Annotated in this window: 11 protein-coding genes; 1 reads left to right on the top strand and 10 read right to left on the bottom strand. The window is 33.6% G+C overall.

Translation table 11 applies throughout. The annotated features are described in order from the left end of the window. Window positions 1-17: 17 nt before the first annotated feature. The 10 genes from D3P13_RS01990 to D3P13_RS01945 form a co-directional block, all read right to left on the bottom strand. Window positions 18-2,240: a glucosidase family protein gene (locus D3P13_RS01990; RefSeq protein ID WP_157972805.1), complete on the bottom strand. Its 2,223-nt coding sequence runs from the start codon at window positions 2,238-2,240 to the stop codon at window positions 18-20. A 21-nt stretch (window positions 2,241-2,261) separates the two neighbouring features. Further along, window positions 2,262-6,476, bottom strand: coding sequence for a glycoside hydrolase family 38 N-terminal domain-containing protein (locus tag D3P13_RS01985; RefSeq protein WP_232829112.1), 4,215 nt, complete (start codon window positions 6,474-6,476; stop codon window positions 2,262-2,264). Window positions 6,477-6,674: 198 nt separating this feature from the next. Then, the gene (locus D3P13_RS01980; RefSeq protein WP_117879618.1) at window positions 6,675-7,742 is read right to left on the bottom strand and encodes a mannonate dehydratase; all 1,068 of its coding nucleotides are present in this window, start codon (window positions 7,740-7,742) and stop codon (window positions 6,675-6,677) included. Window positions 7,743-7,789: 47 nt separating this feature from the next. Continuing rightward, window positions 7,790-8,836: a lactonase family protein gene (locus D3P13_RS01975; RefSeq protein WP_117879617.1), complete on the bottom strand. Its 1,047-nt coding sequence runs from the start codon at window positions 8,834-8,836 to the stop codon at window positions 7,790-7,792. A gap of 29 nt (window positions 8,837-8,865) precedes the next feature. Further along, complete coding sequence (locus D3P13_RS01970; RefSeq protein WP_117879616.1) at window positions 8,866-9,663, bottom strand: SDR family NAD(P)-dependent oxidoreductase; 798 nt, start codon at window positions 9,661-9,663, stop codon at window positions 8,866-8,868. 20 nt (window positions 9,664-9,683) lie between these two features. Continuing rightward, complete coding sequence (locus D3P13_RS01965; RefSeq protein WP_117880228.1) at window positions 9,684-10,376, bottom strand: RraA family protein; 693 nt, start codon at window positions 10,374-10,376, stop codon at window positions 9,684-9,686. 10 nt (window positions 10,377-10,386) lie between these two features. After that, window positions 10,387-10,794, bottom strand: a complete 408-nt coding sequence (locus D3P13_RS01960) for a cupin domain-containing protein (RefSeq protein ID WP_117879615.1) — start codon at window positions 10,792-10,794, stop codon at window positions 10,387-10,389. A gap of 9 nt (window positions 10,795-10,803) precedes the next feature. Continuing rightward, entirely contained in the window at window positions 10,804-12,147 is a 1,344-nt protein-coding gene (locus D3P13_RS01955) for a sugar porter family MFS transporter (protein ID WP_117879614.1), read from the bottom strand. Window positions 12,148-12,150: 3 nt separating this feature from the next. Next, the gene (locus D3P13_RS01950; protein WP_117879613.1) at window positions 12,151-15,765 is read right to left on the bottom strand and encodes a glycoside hydrolase family 38 N-terminal domain-containing protein; all 3,615 of its coding nucleotides are present in this window, start codon (window positions 15,763-15,765) and stop codon (window positions 12,151-12,153) included. A gap of 49 nt (window positions 15,766-15,814) precedes the next feature. Continuing rightward, window positions 15,815-16,825, bottom strand: coding sequence for a LacI family DNA-binding transcriptional regulator (locus D3P13_RS01945; protein WP_117879612.1), 1,011 nt, complete (start codon window positions 16,823-16,825; stop codon window positions 15,815-15,817). A gap of 148 nt (window positions 16,826-16,973) precedes the next feature. On the opposite strand from D3P13_RS01945, the gene D3P13_RS01940 reads away from it, so the two are divergent. Further along, a complete protein-coding gene (locus D3P13_RS01940; protein WP_117879611.1) occupies window positions 16,974-18,740 on the top strand; it encodes a class I mannose-6-phosphate isomerase in 1,767 nt (588 codons plus the stop codon). Window positions 18,741-18,746: the final 6 nt, after the last annotated feature.

Genomic DNA, 18,746 nt, shown 5'->3' with positions numbered 1-18,746 from the left:
TTCTGTACTTGAATTGTTTATTGAACAATCACTTCTTCCCCATAAAATTCGGTAGCCATCAACTTTTCTCCTTCATACACGGAGAATGTTTTACGGGTCAATTGAATCCCGAATGTTCTGCCCTTCCATGTGATATTAGTTAGTGTCGCCTCACCAATGTCTTCGTGATTAAATGGTTTAATAGTTAATTTGTCTTGTTCTATTTTAACTCCAAAAGTTCCAAAAACAATAGCTTCCATTCCAGCACCAGCCGAAATTTCTAAAGGCATTGACGAACGGTCTTGTTCAGGAATGTCTATTCTTGGATTTTGTGGCAGATATGGGAAATGGTCTACATATCTAATATTACGTTTTAGTACATCCCAACCTTTACCAGCAAAACCTTTTTGGTACAAGTTACGTGAAATACGCCCAGGCATACCGGCATATTGTCCGCCACCTCCCCAGTCAGAGTCAATTAAATCCCAATGCACTTTATCTCTACGAGCAATAGAATAAACGCCATATTTTCCCAAAAACTCACCTTCTTGTAAGTGGCTTACCAAACGATATAATTGGTGGTCAGGAAGAAAATCAGTCCCCAGTAAATCGAACAAATGAAACGTCCAAATAGTGCCTCGTGTTCCGTCAGGATAATAATTATCGAACCAACCTAGTTCCTCATTCCACATATATTTATTAACCAATGATTTTAGTTTTTCAGCATCATTAAAATAAGTTTTCTGAATCTTTTTTTCATTGCGTTTTTTTGCCCAATCTGACATAGTGTATAATAAGTCAATTGTTAAAGTATTCGTAATTGGCACCGCATGATTGTAGCCATCGGTTCGGATTTCAATAATTTTTTCGGTATTGTAGCCTACGTCAATTAGGCCTATTTCGTTGGTATAGTTATCTTGCAGCTCGTCTACCCAGCGTTGCATCCATTCCCAAACAGTAACACCAGCAGCTTTTTCATCAAAAATAGAATAGTCACCAGTATGTCTAATGTAGGCTTCAATCATTATTTGAAGTGCAAAAGGTTCTTGAATGTATAGAATATCCCAATGTGCTCCGTTCCAACCTACATAAGTTCTTTTTAATTGTACTTGCTCAAAATCGGTTAAAATAGCAGCTTTCAAACTCTCTGGTTCAAGCATAGCAATTAAATCAGAGGAATATGATGTATCCCAACTAATAGTGTAAGGCCATGTACCTACGGCCCAAAATATATCTGATATATAGTTAGGGTTTTCATAACGACTCATTAATACAGATAAAATACAACGGTAATAATACTTTTCAAGGTCTTTGTTCATACTCTTGAATTTTGGAAGCTTATTGTATGCCCAAGCTAACATTTCACGTGTTTTTTTATCAGCACGTTCCATACGTTCTTTAATATCTGACTGAGAAATTTCAGGAGTTCCATTATCTGGTTCGAAAAATTTAACAGCAAAATAGTACGTTTCTGTTTTTCCAGGAGCAATGCTTATTTCAAAACCTTGATCACTTGTTTTTTGTATGGAAGAAGAAACACGGGCATGAGCCATTTCACTTCCAATAGTAAAGGCATCAATAGTTTTTGACTTTGTATTCCCTTCTTTAAAATGGCGAGTCAATTGGTCAGCTACCTGATTTGGAATAATTGTCATCTCCATGTTTTTGGAGTTTCTGTTGGTAAGTTTTAGTTTTATAAAAACTTCATCATCTTCATAGGAAACGTTAGTCCAACTATCAGCAGCAAAACTTGCCCATTTTTTATTATATTCTTTATGAAAGGTAGCCGTTCTATGGTATTGGTTTGGTTGCCACTTTTCATCTTGTGTTACCATTATAGATGGTGAATTAGGCCGGAAGTTTGAACCCAGTGGGTCGTAACTACCACTATCGTCTATCCAAGATTTCCACTTAGTAGGCACATCATCTTCGATTAAACGTTGTGTATTTTTATCAAAAAAGTTTAAATTGAATTCATAACGACTGCTACTAATGGGTAAAAACTGTACATTGGTAAATTGGGTTACACTATATTGTCTTGGAGAGACAGAACCTCTATAATTTATTAAGATGACATGTTCGTCTTCGAAAGCAATATGCTCCCTATCCATAGCATAAAACTCAGGGTCGGCGGGAGTGATTTCTTTTTGTGCAGATATTTGATTTATTGCTAACAAAAACAAACCAAGAATCAATGTGTTGTTGAGAAACGATTTTGAATTATGTTTTACTTTGTTTGTAAGAACTGTTGTAACTTTCATATTATTCATTTTATAAATTCTTTATTTTATTATTATTTCATCTACAAATAACCATGCTTTGGCTCCAGAAAAGTTATGCCACTCCGGGATATATCCAATATTCTGAGCAAAAACTCTAACATACCTGCAATTTGTTATAGGGAATGAAACCGTTAAATCGGCTTGTTTAGATACTAAACGCTGCCATTCTTTTATAGTTTCTATGCGTCCTTCCGATTTGAAATTTTCACCGTCTTCAGAGGTAAATACTTCTATATAATTAGGGAAAAATACCCATGTCCCAAAATTTTGCAAACAAGATACTGCTACAGATTGCACATCTGTTGCTTTTTTTAAATCTATAGTAACGTCCATATCATTTACTTCAAAGCCTTGCCAATTATTACCCAATGTAAGATCTCCTCTGTAGTTGTCAATTAGTGCAACATCTCCAGAACTTTTCCATTTTTCGTCATATTTTGTAACATAGCTCACTTCGAAATTTTTTACTTTTTGAAAACCACGATGAACGGTTCCTCCTCCTATATCAGTTCCTATTTCGAATAATGAACCTGTAATCATTACATCTTGATTTATTTCAAATGGCCCTGTATAAAGCGTGGAATTAGTTGTTGGTAGGCTACCATCTTTAGTATACCTTATTTCCCAATCATTATTATTTGGGTTCTCAAATGAAACCTCTCTACTTTCTCTAAATCCGGATGCTCCTACAAGTATTAAATTGGCAATTCCTGTAGTAGTGTGCACTTCTCTTGAGAAATCACCAATTTGTCCTGCATCATCTACTGCGACTACTTTATAGTAATAGGTTGTAAATGGCTGAATATCTTCATCAACAAATAAAAGGCGGTTGTATTCTTTTAGTTGGCGGGTTGCTTTTGCAAAACCATGAGGCGTAACATGTTCGAAGGTTTTCGTTACATCCATTTCCGCAAGTATATTTGTCTTATTAGGAACAAAATCTTTTTCTGTGCTTCTGTAAACGTTATACTTATTAATGTCTTTTTCAATGTTTGTATAAAAGTATAGTCCTATATAATTATTGTTTGTTATTTCACTTATCAAAGTAGAAACCAAACCGAGCACTTTTTTAGGTTTTTCGTTAACTTCTTCTGTTTTTTTCGTTTGTACCCGTATTTCAGAAGATACTTTACCAGCTCTATTGTTTTTACCTATTGCCTCAACTTTGTAATAATAAGAAGTCTCAGGTTCTAATTTATTGTTTTGCCAACCTCTAATATTCAGAACAGGTTCGTCAATAAAATTAGGCTTATCGGTATTGTCCACAAACGTTCTTAATGAAGTTGTGAAATTCGGGGTTTTACTTCTGAAGACTTTATAATAAGAGATGTCGTTATTTTTTGATGAAGATAGATTCCAAGTAAGATTTATTTTGCTATCTGATAGTGAGCTTCCTATGAACTTAACGATTTCGGGTAGTTGACTTTTAACAGGGACGACACGAATGGTACGTAATCCAAATGCTGGGATTATAAATTTGAAACTATTATCCCCAAGTAATTGAAGTGGGTAGTTACGATCAACCTCTACTAAATTTGTTAAATTAGCTTTTTCAATTTGTTTTATAAAATGAGCCTTAACAGTCACAATTTGTTCTTTGCCACTGACCTCTACAAAACGCATAATGTACCCCTCTCCATTAGATTCAGCCGGTTTAATTGTTGAACATAATATACTTTCAGAATCTAATTCAATAAAAGAATTGGATTTTGAAGGCAATACACCTTCTTTTTTTCCAACGGATATAAATGAAGTTAGCGGATTAGCAAAATCACGTCCAAAATTATACGCTTTACCTTCTCTCCAATTTCCAGTATGACTTCTTACAGACCATTTGAAATTTTTCGGACCAGGTTGTGATTGTCTCACATTGGTAAAAAACATATTATTAAGTAAATAAAGGTAGAAGTGACTATGTTTAGCTTTTTTCATGATGTTTTCATAATCATCACCTTTACTCCAATAGGCAGGTCGAGGTTTTCCATACTCCACTAAATCGACATCCTTTACCGCTAGTGTTATGCCCCAATCGTTATTAGAAATGTCAGAAAAATTTTGAATGGAATAATAATCGGTTGATGACCCTTCCATTTGGTCTTCAATAGGTTCCATTATTCCACCTGCAAGCTCGTGTTTGATTGTGAAGTTTGGAACATTGAATGGTAAGCAGTAAAACAAACCTTCTTTACCTTTTGGCGAATAGTTTCTATAATCATCCAAAGTTCTGCCAGAGGAATCCTTATCAAAACTAACTTCAAAATCTATTTGATTACTGTTTTTATAAATGGTTACTTTTTGTACAATATCTTTAGAACCTTCAGCTTCAACTTTGGAAATAATAATGTCGGCAAATGCACCACGTTGTACTTTGAATGTTGCACTTTTACCTTGATACTTTTTGGAGCCTTCTTGATAATTGGTACTCTCAAAACGCTCATAGTAATATTCATTTAATTTAAAGTTGGCATTTTGGTCTATAAGTTCACGTTTTAACTTCTTATCATATAGACTTTTAATACCCCCCGATTTAGCATCAAATGTTATGATGTAAAAATCATTTTCAATTTTAGGGGAAGTTTCCGTTTTAAAATTTGCTGATGCTTTTGAGTTATCTAAATGAAGTGTAAAGGTTTTATAACCTAGAGACGGAACTTCTTGAGCATAAAAGAATGCTAAATTATTTTCATCAATTTGAAATTCAACCTCTTTACCTGTTGTGTTATCAATAATTTTTCGAACGCCTTTATTTTTAGGTATCTCAAAATATACATAATCGGAACGTTTACGCACAAGCGGATTATTAATCACTAAGGTGTTTTTACTTTTTGTAGTTATTTGCTTAGTAAATAGGGTTTCAGTAGCTTTTATTACTTTGTCTTGAAATAACTTACTTTCTCTAACCAAATCACGATGCATTTCCTGCTCTAGTTCATAATAGGTTATATTGGCTGCTGTTTGGTCGTCTAATGATGGTGGTGAAAAAACAGGGCCTTCAGAATGTGCTCCGTTAGTATGTTCGCCCCACATTAATAAGCTGTGGTAGGCTTGGTAAATATCTATCCAAGGAAAGGCTTTTGGAGCAGAAGCAGAAGCAAATGTTGCCCACTTTTCAGTAGTTGGTAAACTTGCGTTTAATCTTTTTGCTTTTGCTGCATATTCGGCATCAGTTAAATCTTCATCTGCCCAAGCATTCGGAACATCTTGATCAAAAATTTGAAAGGATTCTTTGTTTTGTTGACGACTTAAATCCTCAAAATACATGTCAAAAGTACTAGATACCACTGTGGGATTAGCATACTCTGCGTTCCACTTTTTTATGGCTTCTACATTTTTAAAATCTGGCATCCCAAAATCATAACTATCTTCTGCAAGGATGCAAGAGTATGGATAGTTTTTGTGTGCTTCGTAACGTCTAGTAAGTCCTGCAATTTCTCGTGTATCATATTTTATCAATCGGTCAGGTGAGTAATAATGCCAAACTTTACTAAGTGTCATTTTAGAATCTTTATCGGGAGATTGCCAGTAAAATGCTGCAGCATCTTCAGCTTTATCAAAAGACTTTACCGTAGAATTACGTCCAAACATAAAGTATGGAATATCAGCCTCTTTGCTGTACATAGCAAGCGACCTTGTAAACCCTACAACATCGGTAATTAGAGCTGTTTTGGATGGTTTGGTAGTAAACCAATCGCTAACATAACGGTTTGGAGTGTAAAACAATCGTGCCATAGCTTCATATCCAAGATGTTCTGTAGAAACAGAATTGTGTACACCGCCAATTGCAATTTGACCTTTATTAACTCGTTCTAGCAACTCTGTTAAAACCTCTTCTGATTGTTCGGATAGATATTGAATCATTGGCTCGCTTGTTTCAATCGTCCAATGAAACTGACTATTCTTAGGCCACCCATCTGTTTTTCTGGAATATTCCATGGCATTTTCAATACCCATTTCACGAACATCACGCCGCATAAGTTGGTAATAATCAGCGTAGCCTAAATCATGGTGTGAAACTTGTACATCGTAAATTTTCCATGTTTTTGGTGGCAGAAATTGTATTGTGTTTTCCATGATTATAGATCCGTTTTGTGCTATTTTTACCTTAACCTTAACAGGCTTTTTTAGAACAGGAAACTCAAAAGAAATAATATGCTGATTTTTATCTAGTTCTTTAAATTGATATTTTTCAATTCTATCTGGAAATTGTAGTTCCATGTTTATGGATTTAATAGTCTCATCGGTTATCTCAATAATACCTACCTGGACCGGATTTCCGTTGTTTCGCTTTACAAGGGAGGTTGAATAAACAGTAACTATTTCCTCATTAATTTCATTTTTTTGTGCAAATTTTGGATTAAGCGAAAAAATACATAAAAGAGCGATTTTGACTAAATTAGTATGCATAAGTGTTGTTTATTTTTTATTATTAACTAGAGAAATGGCGGCTTTCATATATCCCATAGCATAAGCCATTCCGGCATACCATGGGGCATCACAGGTCATTTGCGGTGTGTGATCAGGGATCAATACGCCGTCAAAATTGTTTTTCTTAAGGATTTTTAAGATTTTGAACATGTCAATATCACCATCATCCACAAATACCTCCTTGTAATTGGGTACCTTCCCTATGATATTTCTAAAATGGATATAACCAATCTTACCCTGTTTACTATACGTATTCGTTGCCTCATAAACATCGCCCTCGGTCATTTCGGCAATGGAACCTAAACAGAACTCCAAATTATTTGATGGACTAGGTGTCATATCTATCAATTTCTGGTACATATCAGGTTGATAAACCAATCTTGGTGTGTTGCGAACATAGGGCATTGGTGGATCATCTGGGTGGGCTGCCATTTTCACACCTGCTTCCTCGGCAACCGGTAGGATCTCATTCAGAAAATACTGTAGGCGATTCCACAGTTCATCATGGTCGATTTTTGGCAAAGTACCTTCTGGGGCGTTTTCGTCATAAATCATATTCCAAACCATACCATTGGGAATGGGTGTATCATCTCCACCATCCATACCTACAGAAACGGCCTTTCCCCGAGCGTAAGGCCCTTGGTTTCTTGCCGCAACCCCTGCTAATGAAAAATTATAACCAAAAATGGGTATTCCTGCTTTACCCACATTGCGGATAAGTTGCTTCAAGTTTTCCATTTGAAGCTCTTTTTTTGGGCCATCCAATAAGATATCATGCCAATGGGCAGGGTCAAAATTCTCAATAGCCTCTAACTGTAACCCGTGATCATTGATTTCTTTTTTAATGGACATAAGATCTTCGAATGACCAGATATCACAAGGACTACCTGCCTTTCCCCAACCATCCTTACCTCCAATAGGCTGGTCTGCATTATCCTTGTTGTGGCCAAAATAGTCTACCATATGAATTACGAGATGTGTGGCTCCACATTGTTTGGCAAAATTATAGTGCTGGGTATTTAGCATGTGTTTATATAAACCGAATCCTAATTTCATCTTTTTAAATATGTTTTAATTAATTTTATTGCAACACGTCAACTGTTTCAAAAAACAACACAAACTGGTGTTTTTATTGCTTTTGTTCTATTTTTTTCGATTAATTTCCCATCATTTTGTACTTTATATACAACTGTGTCATGAGAGTTTTGATGACAGGCAATTAACCATTTTCCATTGGGAGAAATATTAAATTCTCTTAATTCATTTCCTTCGGTATATTTATATTCAACTACTTCTAATTTTTCATTGTTTATTTTAAAAACGGTTATGGCGTCTAAGGTTCTGTTAGCAGTATATAAAAAAGTTTGATTTGGATGAATTCTTATGGCGGAAGCACTTGGAATACCTTTAAAATTAGGTGGTATAGAACTATATGTACTAATCTGCTGAAATTCATTTTCAATAAATTTCAGGACTGAAACTTCGCCAGATAATTCATTTAAAACATATGCTAAAGTTCCATTTTTATTAAATACCATGTGTCTAGGACCACCTCCCATAGAAACTTTAGTATCATAGTTTGGTTCAGCTATAAGTTTAGTCCCATTAAAATGATAGGCTTTAATGCTATCAATACCTAAATCACAAACATAAACTTCTTTTTTATTCGGATGAATAGCGACCTGATGTGCATGAGTACTTTCCTGACGTTCTTTATTAATACTTACCCCTGTGTGTTGATAATTATTGGTACATTTTAAAAGTTTTCCAATTGAGTCTAAAGGAAATTGAAGTATGTTTCCTGTTTCATAACAGGCTACGAAAATATTATTATCCAATTTTTCAATATGACAAGGATACCCTCCTGAAATGAGTTGTTCATTCAAAAATTCTAATGAAAAGTCATCATTGATTTGATATGCCTGAACTTTTGGCATTTTATCTAGACCAACCTCTGTATTACAATATAAAAATTTACCATCCTCACTGATTACTAAATAACTTGGATTAATCGTCTTCATCGTATGAAGAACACTTAATTCACCCGTAATATTATTGAGTTGGATTGTGGATATACCATCTCCAAAACCGTTTATTTCGGGGGTTAGCATTTGTGTATAACTGCCGATGAAAAAAGTCGATATTATCATTTTATGGTTCTCTAATTTTATATCAAAACTTAAATTTTTCTAGGAGGACGAGGATCATAAGGTATGGTTGATTGCATATAACCTCCATCAATATATATATCAATTCCAGTCATATAACTTGCCATATCCGAACATAAAAACGCAATGGTTGGAGATACATCTTTTACATTTCCAATTCTTCCTTGAGGTATCCAACCTTGAAATTTATCTACACCAAAATTTGCAATTTCTTTACGATTCATTTCTGTTTCAATGGCTCCTGGAGCTACAGAAATCACTCTAATATTACTTTCAGCAAGTTCCAACGCCAAACATTTTGTAAACATTTTTAAGCCTCCTTTAGCAGTACAATAATGCGTTAAACCTTTCCTTGGGACAGTATCATGAATGGAAGAAATATTTATAATGACACCACCACCTGATTTTTCCATTCTTCTACCGGCTTGTTGTGCACATAAAAAAGGTCCTTTTAAATTGATATTATTTACACGATCCCATTCATCAACATCTAAATCTAAAATATGGCTATTGCTTTCTGAACCAGCATTGTTAATTAAAATATCGATGCCATTTAATTTTTTATCCATAAGTTGGAACATTGCCTCAACTTCATTCGGTTTTGAGACATTTGCAACACCGATACATACGTTTACGTTAAAAGTTTCTCTTAATTCAGAGGCTAAAATTTCAGCTTTTTCTTTATTTGTAAAATAATTGATAAAAACATCTGCACCATGTGAAGCTAATTCTCTACAAATTTGAGCCCCAATGCCTTGTGAGCCACCTGTTACTAATGCTTTTTTTCCTTTTAAATTTATTCCGTCCATATTATTGGTGTTTTAAGAAATTACATAATTCCAAATTTTTTAAATGCCTCTACGGTACTCATTCCCGCCTCTAAAGCTTTTTGTACTAATTTTTCACCTCTTGCCTTTTCAATAGCACCTTCAAACGCTTCAATTTCTGCATCTTTTGGAATAATCAACACACCATCTCTATCTCCATATACAATATCTCCCGGATTTATGTGAACCCCATTAAATTCTATAGGTATTCTATAATCAATTACTTTACCTCTAGGTCCTTGATCTTGTGCATAGGTGCCTAATGAAAAAGTTGGAAAATTTAGTTTTTCTATTTCATTTGAGTCTCTTGAATATCCGTCAACCACAGCTCCTGAAGATTTTAACTTTAGAGCTCTTGTGCTCATTAATCCACCCCATAAGGCATATCTAGGAGATGATCCGGAGCATATGTAGACTTCGTTTTCCTTTAAACTATCTAGAGCTTCAAACATAATTCCGAATGGTTTTGTCATTATTGGATTATTGGTTTGTTTAGCTGATTCTGAAAAAACATCAGCTTCAAGTACTGTCATAGCTCGCCCAATAATAACCATGTCTTTTCTTAACGGTTTTATATTTGGGGAAAGAAACTGATGTAAGTATCCCATTTTATCAAGTACATCGCCCACTAAAGCCGTAAACAATTCTTTTTTGGCAATTTCAAATAATTCCTTATCGTTATTCCACAATCCCATAATTTCTCTTTTAATATTTTTTAGCTTCAATTTTTAAATCATTTATCTGTGCAATATTTAATGGCATATACTCAACATCATTAACATGTGTACCAGATTTTTCTACAATTAGTAATTTACATCCTTCTTCCATGGCTATATTATGCCATACATTTTTAGGCACATTATACACAACATAAGGTTTCACTATATCTGCTGAAAATTTTATAACATTATCTTTAATTGCACCTGAAATTAAAACTGCTTTTCCTTTCAATAAAATAAAAACCTCATCTGTATCATGATGAACTTCCATTTTATTTATATTATTTATATGCTGTTCTTCAAAAAAGTTGAGTTGAGCAATCTGCCACCCTTCTCTAATTAAAAAGGGATTAAAACCAGCTTCTTTTACTGAATAAGATTCTATTAAACTCATTGTGTGAAATTATTTAGTTTCATTTTTAAACAATTCTTTTTCTATCTGTTCTAATGATTTTCCTTTCGTTTCAATTAGATATTTTTTATAAAAGAAATAACTTGTTAATGTTGCTACAGCATAAAATGCAAAAATGTAACCTGTTCCCATTCCATTTGTAAAGGCACCCGCTACAATTGGAAACAAAAACGATGTTAACCCGTTAAAAAACCAATGTGAAAATGTACCTATTGCAACACCTCTTGATCTAATATTATTTGGAAACATCTCAGAAAATAACACCCAAATTACAGCACCTTGAGAAGCTGCGAAAAATGCAACAAAACCGATTAAACAAATTACTAGGACAAAATTCATAGTTCCAGTTAAGAAGAAAAATGAAAAGATTCCTAAAAATAATGCCATTCCAATAGAGCCAATAAGTAGTAAGATTTTTCGTCCTATTTTATCTATTAATTGCATTGCAATTAAGGTAAATACTAAGTTTGTAATCCCAATTAAAACAGTTTGACCAATAGCTGATTCCGTAGAGAAACCTGCAGTTCTAAAAATATCTGTAGCATAATACATTACAATATTAATTCCTGTAAATTGGTTGAACATCCCAATAAGAATTCCAATAATTACCAATTTAAAATAGGGTTTTTGAAGTAATATTTTACCGCTTTCAACTTTATCCGTATTAATAGATTCTTTTATTTCTGTAAAAGTACTTTCTACATCAGCAACATTATTTACACTAATAATAACTTCTCTTGCCTCTGCCAATTTTCCTTTTGCAATTAACCAACGTGGGCTTCTACCAACAAAAAATAGTAACCCGAAAAACAAAAATGCTGGTATCGCTTCGGAAGCAAACATCCAACGCCAGTTATTTTCACCTATATCTAACAATAAATAATCTGCGTAAAATGCTACTAAAATCCCTAAAACTATTGAAAGTTGAAATGTAATTGTAAGCCTTCCTCTATATTTTGGTGGTGCAATTTCAGTAATGTACATTGGTGAAAGTACCGATGCACCACCAATAGCAATACCTCCTAAAAATCTATAGACAACAAATATTGACAAACTATCTGCTAAACCTGATCCAATTGCCGAAATTAGAAAGAATAAAGCCATAACCCTTAGCATACTTCTTCTTCCATATTTATCACCTAAGCGACCAATAAAAAAAGCTCCAACGATACAACCTATTAATGCCGAACTTACAGCCCATCCTTGCATGGAGTTTGTTAATTGAAAATAATCCGTAAAAAATGGAAGAGCCCCATTTATTACTGCAGTATCATATCCAAATAACAAGCCCCCTAGAGCTGCAACAAATGTGTAAAAAAAGATTCTCTTCTTCATAATTTAAAAGTCATTAATATTTAAACTAAAGGTTTCAATGGCATATTTACCTATTTTTAATTCAGGAGCTATAGGTGTAGGATTCTCCTCAATAATATTAGTGTGTTTGTAGAAATTGATGTCGAAATAAGATGAAACGTTCACCTTTTCATTGCCACCCTTTACATTGTACATACGAGCAATTGTTTCTTCAGAATCTTCCGCCTTTTTAATGGTTGTTATCATAACATTGTCGGTATCTATAGAGAAGAAGCTCAATGATTCGGGCAAAAACGATTTTTTGGAAGTATTTGGATGTACGACCACGTACAAGGGTTCATTTTTTTGTTTGGCAATTTTTTGACCTTGAATACTTCCTGCCTTATTTGATGTTAAGACATTATGAAAATCATGATTGCCTGCTTGTGAGTATTCGTTCCCTTCCCAATGGCATGATGTTCTACTGGCCAACAATAGGTTCTGTAAAACGGCTTTTCCAGCACTATTTTCGGTTGGATCTATCCAATCAGCTGCTGCAACTGAAGAACTCAATGTAATTGAGATATCATCATCTGTAGATGAAATCCAATCTATAATTGCTCGAGGATGAACGTCTTTACCTAATGGCGTATAGCGTTCGCCAGCTGATTTTATTTCATCCTTGCCCACTCTAACACTTCCAAAAGGAACTTCATGGGCAATTTCAGCGTTGTTCATATTAATGGGGAATGCCGTTCTAAACTCGCGGTATAATTCTCCTGACCAATTTCGTAGACTCGTATCAAAATAAATTCGCTTCAAATTATGGTATAAGGTAACATCTTGTCTCACTATGGAATGTAAGATTTGTTGTTCTAATCTATATTTTGTGTAAACAGGGCCATCTTCCAAAATTTTCCATTCCGGATTGTGCTGACTCACTTTGTCAAAATTTTCCATACTCGGTTGCTGAATATCGCCAAATTCTCCTGCACCATTACCCACAGATTGCATGGTGAAAACATCTCCCACTTTGAAGTTATCAGTCACAAAAAGTTCTTTATTAAATTCCTTATCATAAACTTGATTTATACCACCTTTTCCAAAATCTATTTTGTAAAAAGGGTTTTCATAGGAAGAAGTACTCGTGTTTTTAGGCTTTATTGAAGAGGTCTTTTTATCATTGGTGATATAGTACGTTGTATAGCCAATAGAAGGGATATTTTCGGCGATAAAAGTAATATCCGCACTTTTTAAACTTCCATCATCATAATACACTTTATTACTAGTTTGTGTAGAAATTTTCTTTTTATTGGAAGTACGTACACTTACATTTGTCATATCTCCCTTAGCGAATTGAACAGATGTTGTTACAGGGTCGGTTCTTTTCCATGAAAGACTATTAAAGAGCACTATCGGGATGCCAATTTTTTCATTCTTCTTAATTCTACTTGAAATATAGTCTATCCCTTTATCTAAAAGATTTTGACCCATAACTCTCGATTTTACTAAATTTTCTTTAAATAAGTTATCAGTAATATCACCATCATGTCCTCCCCAACCGTGGTCAGGATAGATCTTAGATTGCCAGGCTTCATCAAACTCGTCATAAGGGTATTGCATCTTTTTTGGGTCCAAAATATTAGCTATTGAAAGAAATTTTTCTGCAGCAGGTAGTAATTTTGAAGCTTCTCTACTTGCGGTAAGAGCATCATGATGACCCGGACCATGAATATAAACCCAAACATTGGGACGTTCTCCCATGATAGTGTCTATTTTGGTTGCATTTTTCTCAGCCAAGGGCATAAACTCATCAACTGTCATAAGCTCCATTTTAGGTAGATAAACACTTTTTTCTACCCCTTTATCATCTTTCAATGAATCGAAGGTGTTCCAAGTCTCTATAAATTCTGAGTAATCAATGGCTGGAAGCATATCTTGACTTGATAGTAAGGGGGTGTGAATTTCACCACCTTCAAAATTATTTTCCCAATATAAAATTTGTTCTGCCCCGTATTTCATTTTATTGTTAAGGTCTCTTGAAAGATAAAGTAGATCATTTCCATAGTGGCCAGGTGAATAGGTAAATACGGAACTTCCATCAGGGCTTTTCCAATGAAACATACCCTTGGCGTGTCTACTGATAATCATATAATCTACACCTGCTTTTTTAAGTATTTGCGGTGTTTGTAAAGATTTTCCTGGTACATCTACATTCCAATAAACTTTAGAGTCATACCCTCCAAAAGTCTTTTTTACCCATTTTTTACCCAAGTATAATTGACGCACTTGGTCTTCGGCATCATACATATCTTCATAGGGGCAGTTATAGGTTGCTCCAACTGAAATAAGTTTTTTATTTAGTAATGTAGTCAGACGTTCTACTGATTCAGGATGTCTTTCTATGTATTCACGTAACATAAGTCCATCTTCTATATCAAACCCATAATCATCTCTTGTAAAGGCATCTTTTAATATGGGTTTTATTAATAATGTATCTCTTAAGATAATACATACTTCAGGACGATCTACCCAAGCAATATCCTGATGACTTGAATTCATTATGGAAACCAACCCTTTTTCATATTTCTTATCAAAAAAATCATTATAAGTTTCAAAAAACTCGGGCTTGTATAATTTGGTCAATGAAGCAAACCAACCATTATTGTAATTTGCGATGTTGTGGTAGAGATATTTTCCTTCAATATCTGTATTTGAGATTGTGCCATCATCTTTATCAAATTTTAAATCTATGATGTTACCATCATAAATAATAGAGAAGCTGTTTTTTGGTGGATTTATAGCGAAAGATACTTTTGATAATTCTCCTTGTGCTTTGAAAGCCTTTATCTTACTTTTATTACCATCGCTAATAACATGGACCTTTTTGCCTGAGAAATGTGTTGGGGCATCAATATAAAGAGTTCCGTTTTTTTCCTTAAGAACAAAGGCAGCTTCATTAAAAACTGATTTTTTGATTCGTTCAACCACATCTGTTGCTTTAAAAATCATGAGCCAACAGTTTGAGTTTTTTTTATGACCAACAATCTTAACCTTAGCACTTTTTCCTTTTTTGATTGATGAGGTAGGAACGGTTAGGCGGAATATACCTACCCCATCACCATTGCCATCTCTTTTCATTAAACCATATTCGGCATTACCATTTCCTGGATTGTCAGTAACTGTAAGTGTGCCATCTTCATTGGAGTTGAATGTCAATAAGTGTTTATCATTTATATAAATGTCGAAGGACTCCTTCAATGTTAGATCAATATCACTTAACATTAAGAAAGTTACATTGTCTGAGGTATAATTTTTAGGTACTTCTCCTGTAAGAAACTCAAATCCCATTTTCCCTGTGGTGGCACGGGCAATCATAGACACATTTATATCTTCTCGTATTGAAGGATATAAATAGAATTCTGATCCTGAAAGCATTTTTTTATAACCTTCTATGTCATTTTTAATAATTTTATATAAGTTGTAGTTAGTATTTAGTTCTTGTATATGCCCATTTCCGTTACCTTCATGAAAAGTAATACTTGAAGGCTTTTTGGGGATAGGTTCACCTAAATCTGCATAAGCATTGGTGAATAAAAAGAAAGATAAAGTAATAGTAATTATTATTTTAATCGCTGGATAATTATTCTGTTGTTTCATACTATGTTATTTTTAGCTTTACTAAACCGGTTTAGTTAAATGATAAATTTTATATTCCGCAAGATTTACGAATTAAGAGTTTGGTTTTCAATACATTTTTATTTTCAATCTTTAAATTTTTATTTTCAATGTCATTTACCAAAATTTCAACAGCAAGATTTCCAATATCGAGCACTGGTTGCTTACTAGTTGTAATTGGCGGTTCAACCAAATCGAATGCTCCTAGTTCATCAAAACTGACAAGAGCAATCTGCTGAGGTACTTTAAACTTTAATAATTTTAGTTCTCTCAATCCAGATGCTGTTAAATAATGAGTAGAAAATACAATGGCATCTACATTAACTGATGGCTTTACCAAATCACTAATTGCTTGTTTCATTTCTTTTTGATAATCAACAACATCTAATTGCTTAATATTCTCACTTTTAATTTCTAAATTATTTGCTTTAATAGCATCTTGGTAACCCAATAATCTTTGCTCTATAGCATCTAAATTAGATTTAATTGTAATAAATCCAATTTTTTTTCTTCCATTTTTTATTAAATGCTGAGTTATATCTTTAGTTCCACCAAAATTATCAACAATAACAAAATTAGTTTCAATATTGGGGTAGTGTCTATCAATTAATACAAACGGGAAATTTAAGTCTTTCAAAATCTGAATATCGGCCTGATTTTGTTGTGTCGAGGCAATTATCAATCCATCTACTTGACGGTTTAACATCGATCTAATTAACTCACTTTCAATTTCCGGATTTTCATTAGAGCTACTATAGACTACTGTATATCCATACAGCTTGGCTTTTTTCTCGATATGACTTGCTATTTTAGCGTAAAATATATCCGAAATATTAGGTATAATTAACCCGATAGTTTCGCTTTTCCCTCGGCTTAATCCACGGGCAAGTTGATTCGGTTTATAATTATGCTTTTTAGCATAATCAATAATTCTTTTTTGAGTTTTTTGACTTATTTTATTTTCGTTACCTCTGTTGTTAAGCACAAGAGAAACAGCAGTCTTGGAGAGGTTTAAGTCGCTGGCAATATCTTTTAAGTACATTTTCTTCAAAATAACTACACCGGTTTAGTTAAGTTATTCAAAGGTAGGTTTTTTTAATGTTCTGGCAAAAAATATTTTAATAAATATATGTTCATATGTTTGAACATATGAAAATTATGTTTACTTTAGTACTCTTTAGAACAATTAAATGAAACGAAAAACAAATCAATTTTTACTGCCCTTAGAAAAACCAAGCCATAATAAAAATGTTTATGATATTTATCCGTCTGTACATATAAAGGATGGGTTTATTGGTGAAGGGTATGAAACATTAGTAAATGAAATTTGTAAAGAAAAGATAGTTATCCTTGATGGCTATGTTGGTGTAGATTGGGAGGAGGTTTCCATCTCTTTTGTGCAAATATTGAGAAATAAAGGATTGAGTGTTACGATGTATAACATGCAAGATTGCTTAAAACCTGAAGATGAAATAGAACAAATGGTAAGGCCTTATTTAGGAGGTGAAGATCCTATTTTTGGATATAGAGCAGCTATTGAATTACATGACTATTTTGATGAAGCAAAAGTTTCAACTATTAAAGTAGAAAAAAATACAGACATTACAATTATCTACGGAACTGGTGCTGGTCAATACAATCTGAATGGGTACTTAGTATATTTTGAATTACCTAAGAACGAACTCCAATTCAGAATGAGGGCAAATGAAATTACTAATTTGGGGATGAATTCAGCTAAAAATACAAAACAGATGTATAAGCATTTCTATTTTGTAGATTGGGTAGTGTTGAATAAAGAAAAGAAGCGATTATTGTCAAAAATTGACCTTATTGTTGATCAACAAAGGCCTAAACATCCTACTTGGATGACTGGTGCTTTATTACGACAACAACTAACGAAGATGTCTAAAACTTATTTTCGGGTAAGACCTTGGTTTGAGCCTGGTGTTTGGGGTGGGCAATGGATAAAAGATCGGTTTAAAGACTTAAATCAAAATGTACCTAATTACGCTTGGTCTTTTGAAATGATTGTTCCTGAAAATGGTTTGTTATTTGAAAGTGATGGAAAACTCTTAGAAGTTTCCTTTGATATGTTAATGTTCCATGAACAAAAGAATGTTTTAGGAAAAGCAGCAAAAAGGTTTCAAGATGAGTTTCCAATTCGTTTTGATTTTCTCGATACATTCGATGGAGGTAACCTCTCGGTACAATGCCATCCAAAACCACATTATATTAAAAAAGAATTTGGTGAAAATTTCACACAAGATGAGACTTATTATATTCTTGATGCAGAAGAAGATGCTGATGTTTATTTAGGATTTCAAGAGGATATTAAGCCAAAATTGTTTAAAAAAGCACTTGAGCACAGTTGTGAAACAAAGGAAATTTTGGATGTAGAAAAGTATGTTCAAAGAATACCGGCAAAAAAGCACGATTTATTTTTAATTCCAAACGGTACCATTCACTGTTCTGGAATTAATAATATGATTTTAGAGATTAGTGCTACTCCATATATATTCACCTTTAAAATGTATGATTGGCAACGATTAGATTTAGAAGGGAATCCAAGACCCTTAAATATTAATCGGGCATTTGACAATTTAAATTTTAATAGAAAAGGAAAGGTTGTTCAAGAAACTTTAATTTCTAAACCTTATGTGGCATCGTCAGGACAAGATTGGAAGAAAATACATTTACCAACACATTCTGATCATTTTTATGACATCTGCAGGTATGAATTTGATACCGAAGTCACCATCGAAACACTTAATCAATGTCATGTATTAATGCTTGTTGAGGGTACTTCAATTGAACTAGAGTTAGCGGATAAATGTCAAACATTTCATTATGCCGAAACATTTGTAGTATCTGCTGCTGCAAATAGTTATAAGTTGGTTAATAAAGGTGGGCTAAAGGCAAAGGTTATAGTATCATTTGTAAAAGACGAAGCTTGTTAAACTAGA

It is taken from the genome of Aureibaculum luteum, from assembly GCF_003449015.1.
GTDB classification, from domain to species: domain Bacteria; phylum Bacteroidota; class Bacteroidia; order Flavobacteriales; family Flavobacteriaceae; genus Aureibaculum; species Aureibaculum luteum.
Note: the sequence above shows the minus strand (reverse complement) of the source record. Positions and strands in the feature narration are given on the sequence as shown.

Bases quoted from the DNA above. Each gene is read 5' to 3' on its own strand.
- D3P13_RS01990 (WP_157972805.1), bottom strand. From the start codon at position 2,240: ATGAAAGTTACAACAGTTCTTACAAACAAAGTAAAACATAATTCAAAA.
- D3P13_RS01985 (WP_232829112.1), bottom strand. From the start codon at position 6,476: ATGGAACTACAATTTCCAGATAGAATTGAAAAATATCAATTTAAAGAA.
- D3P13_RS01980 (WP_117879618.1), bottom strand. From the start codon at position 7,742: ATGAAATTAGGATTCGGTTTATATAAACACATGCTAAATACCCAGCAC.
- D3P13_RS01975 (WP_117879617.1), bottom strand. From the start codon at position 8,836: ATGATAATATCGACTTTTTTCATCGGCAGTTATACACAAATGCTAACC.
- D3P13_RS01970 (WP_117879616.1), bottom strand. From the start codon at position 9,663: ATGGACGGAATAAATTTAAAAGGAAAAAAAGCATTAGTAACAGGTGGC.
- D3P13_RS01965 (WP_117880228.1), bottom strand. From the start codon at position 10,376: ATGGGATTGTGGAATAACGATAAGGAATTATTTGAAATTGCCAAAAAA.
- D3P13_RS01960 (WP_117879615.1), bottom strand. From the start codon at position 10,794: ATGAGTTTAATAGAATCTTATTCAGTAAAAGAAGCTGGTTTTAATCCC.
- D3P13_RS01955 (WP_117879614.1), bottom strand. From the start codon at position 12,147: ATGAAGAAGAGAATCTTTTTTTACACATTTGTTGCAGCTCTAGGGGGC.
- D3P13_RS01950 (WP_117879613.1), bottom strand. From the start codon at position 15,765: ATGAAACAACAGAATAATTATCCAGCGATTAAAATAATAATTACTATT.
- D3P13_RS01945 (WP_117879612.1), bottom strand. From the start codon at position 16,825: ATGTACTTAAAAGATATTGCCAGCGACTTAAACCTCTCCAAGACTGCT.
- D3P13_RS01940 (WP_117879611.1), top strand. From the start codon at position 16,974: ATGAAACGAAAAACAAATCAATTTTTACTGCCCTTAGAAAAACCAAGC.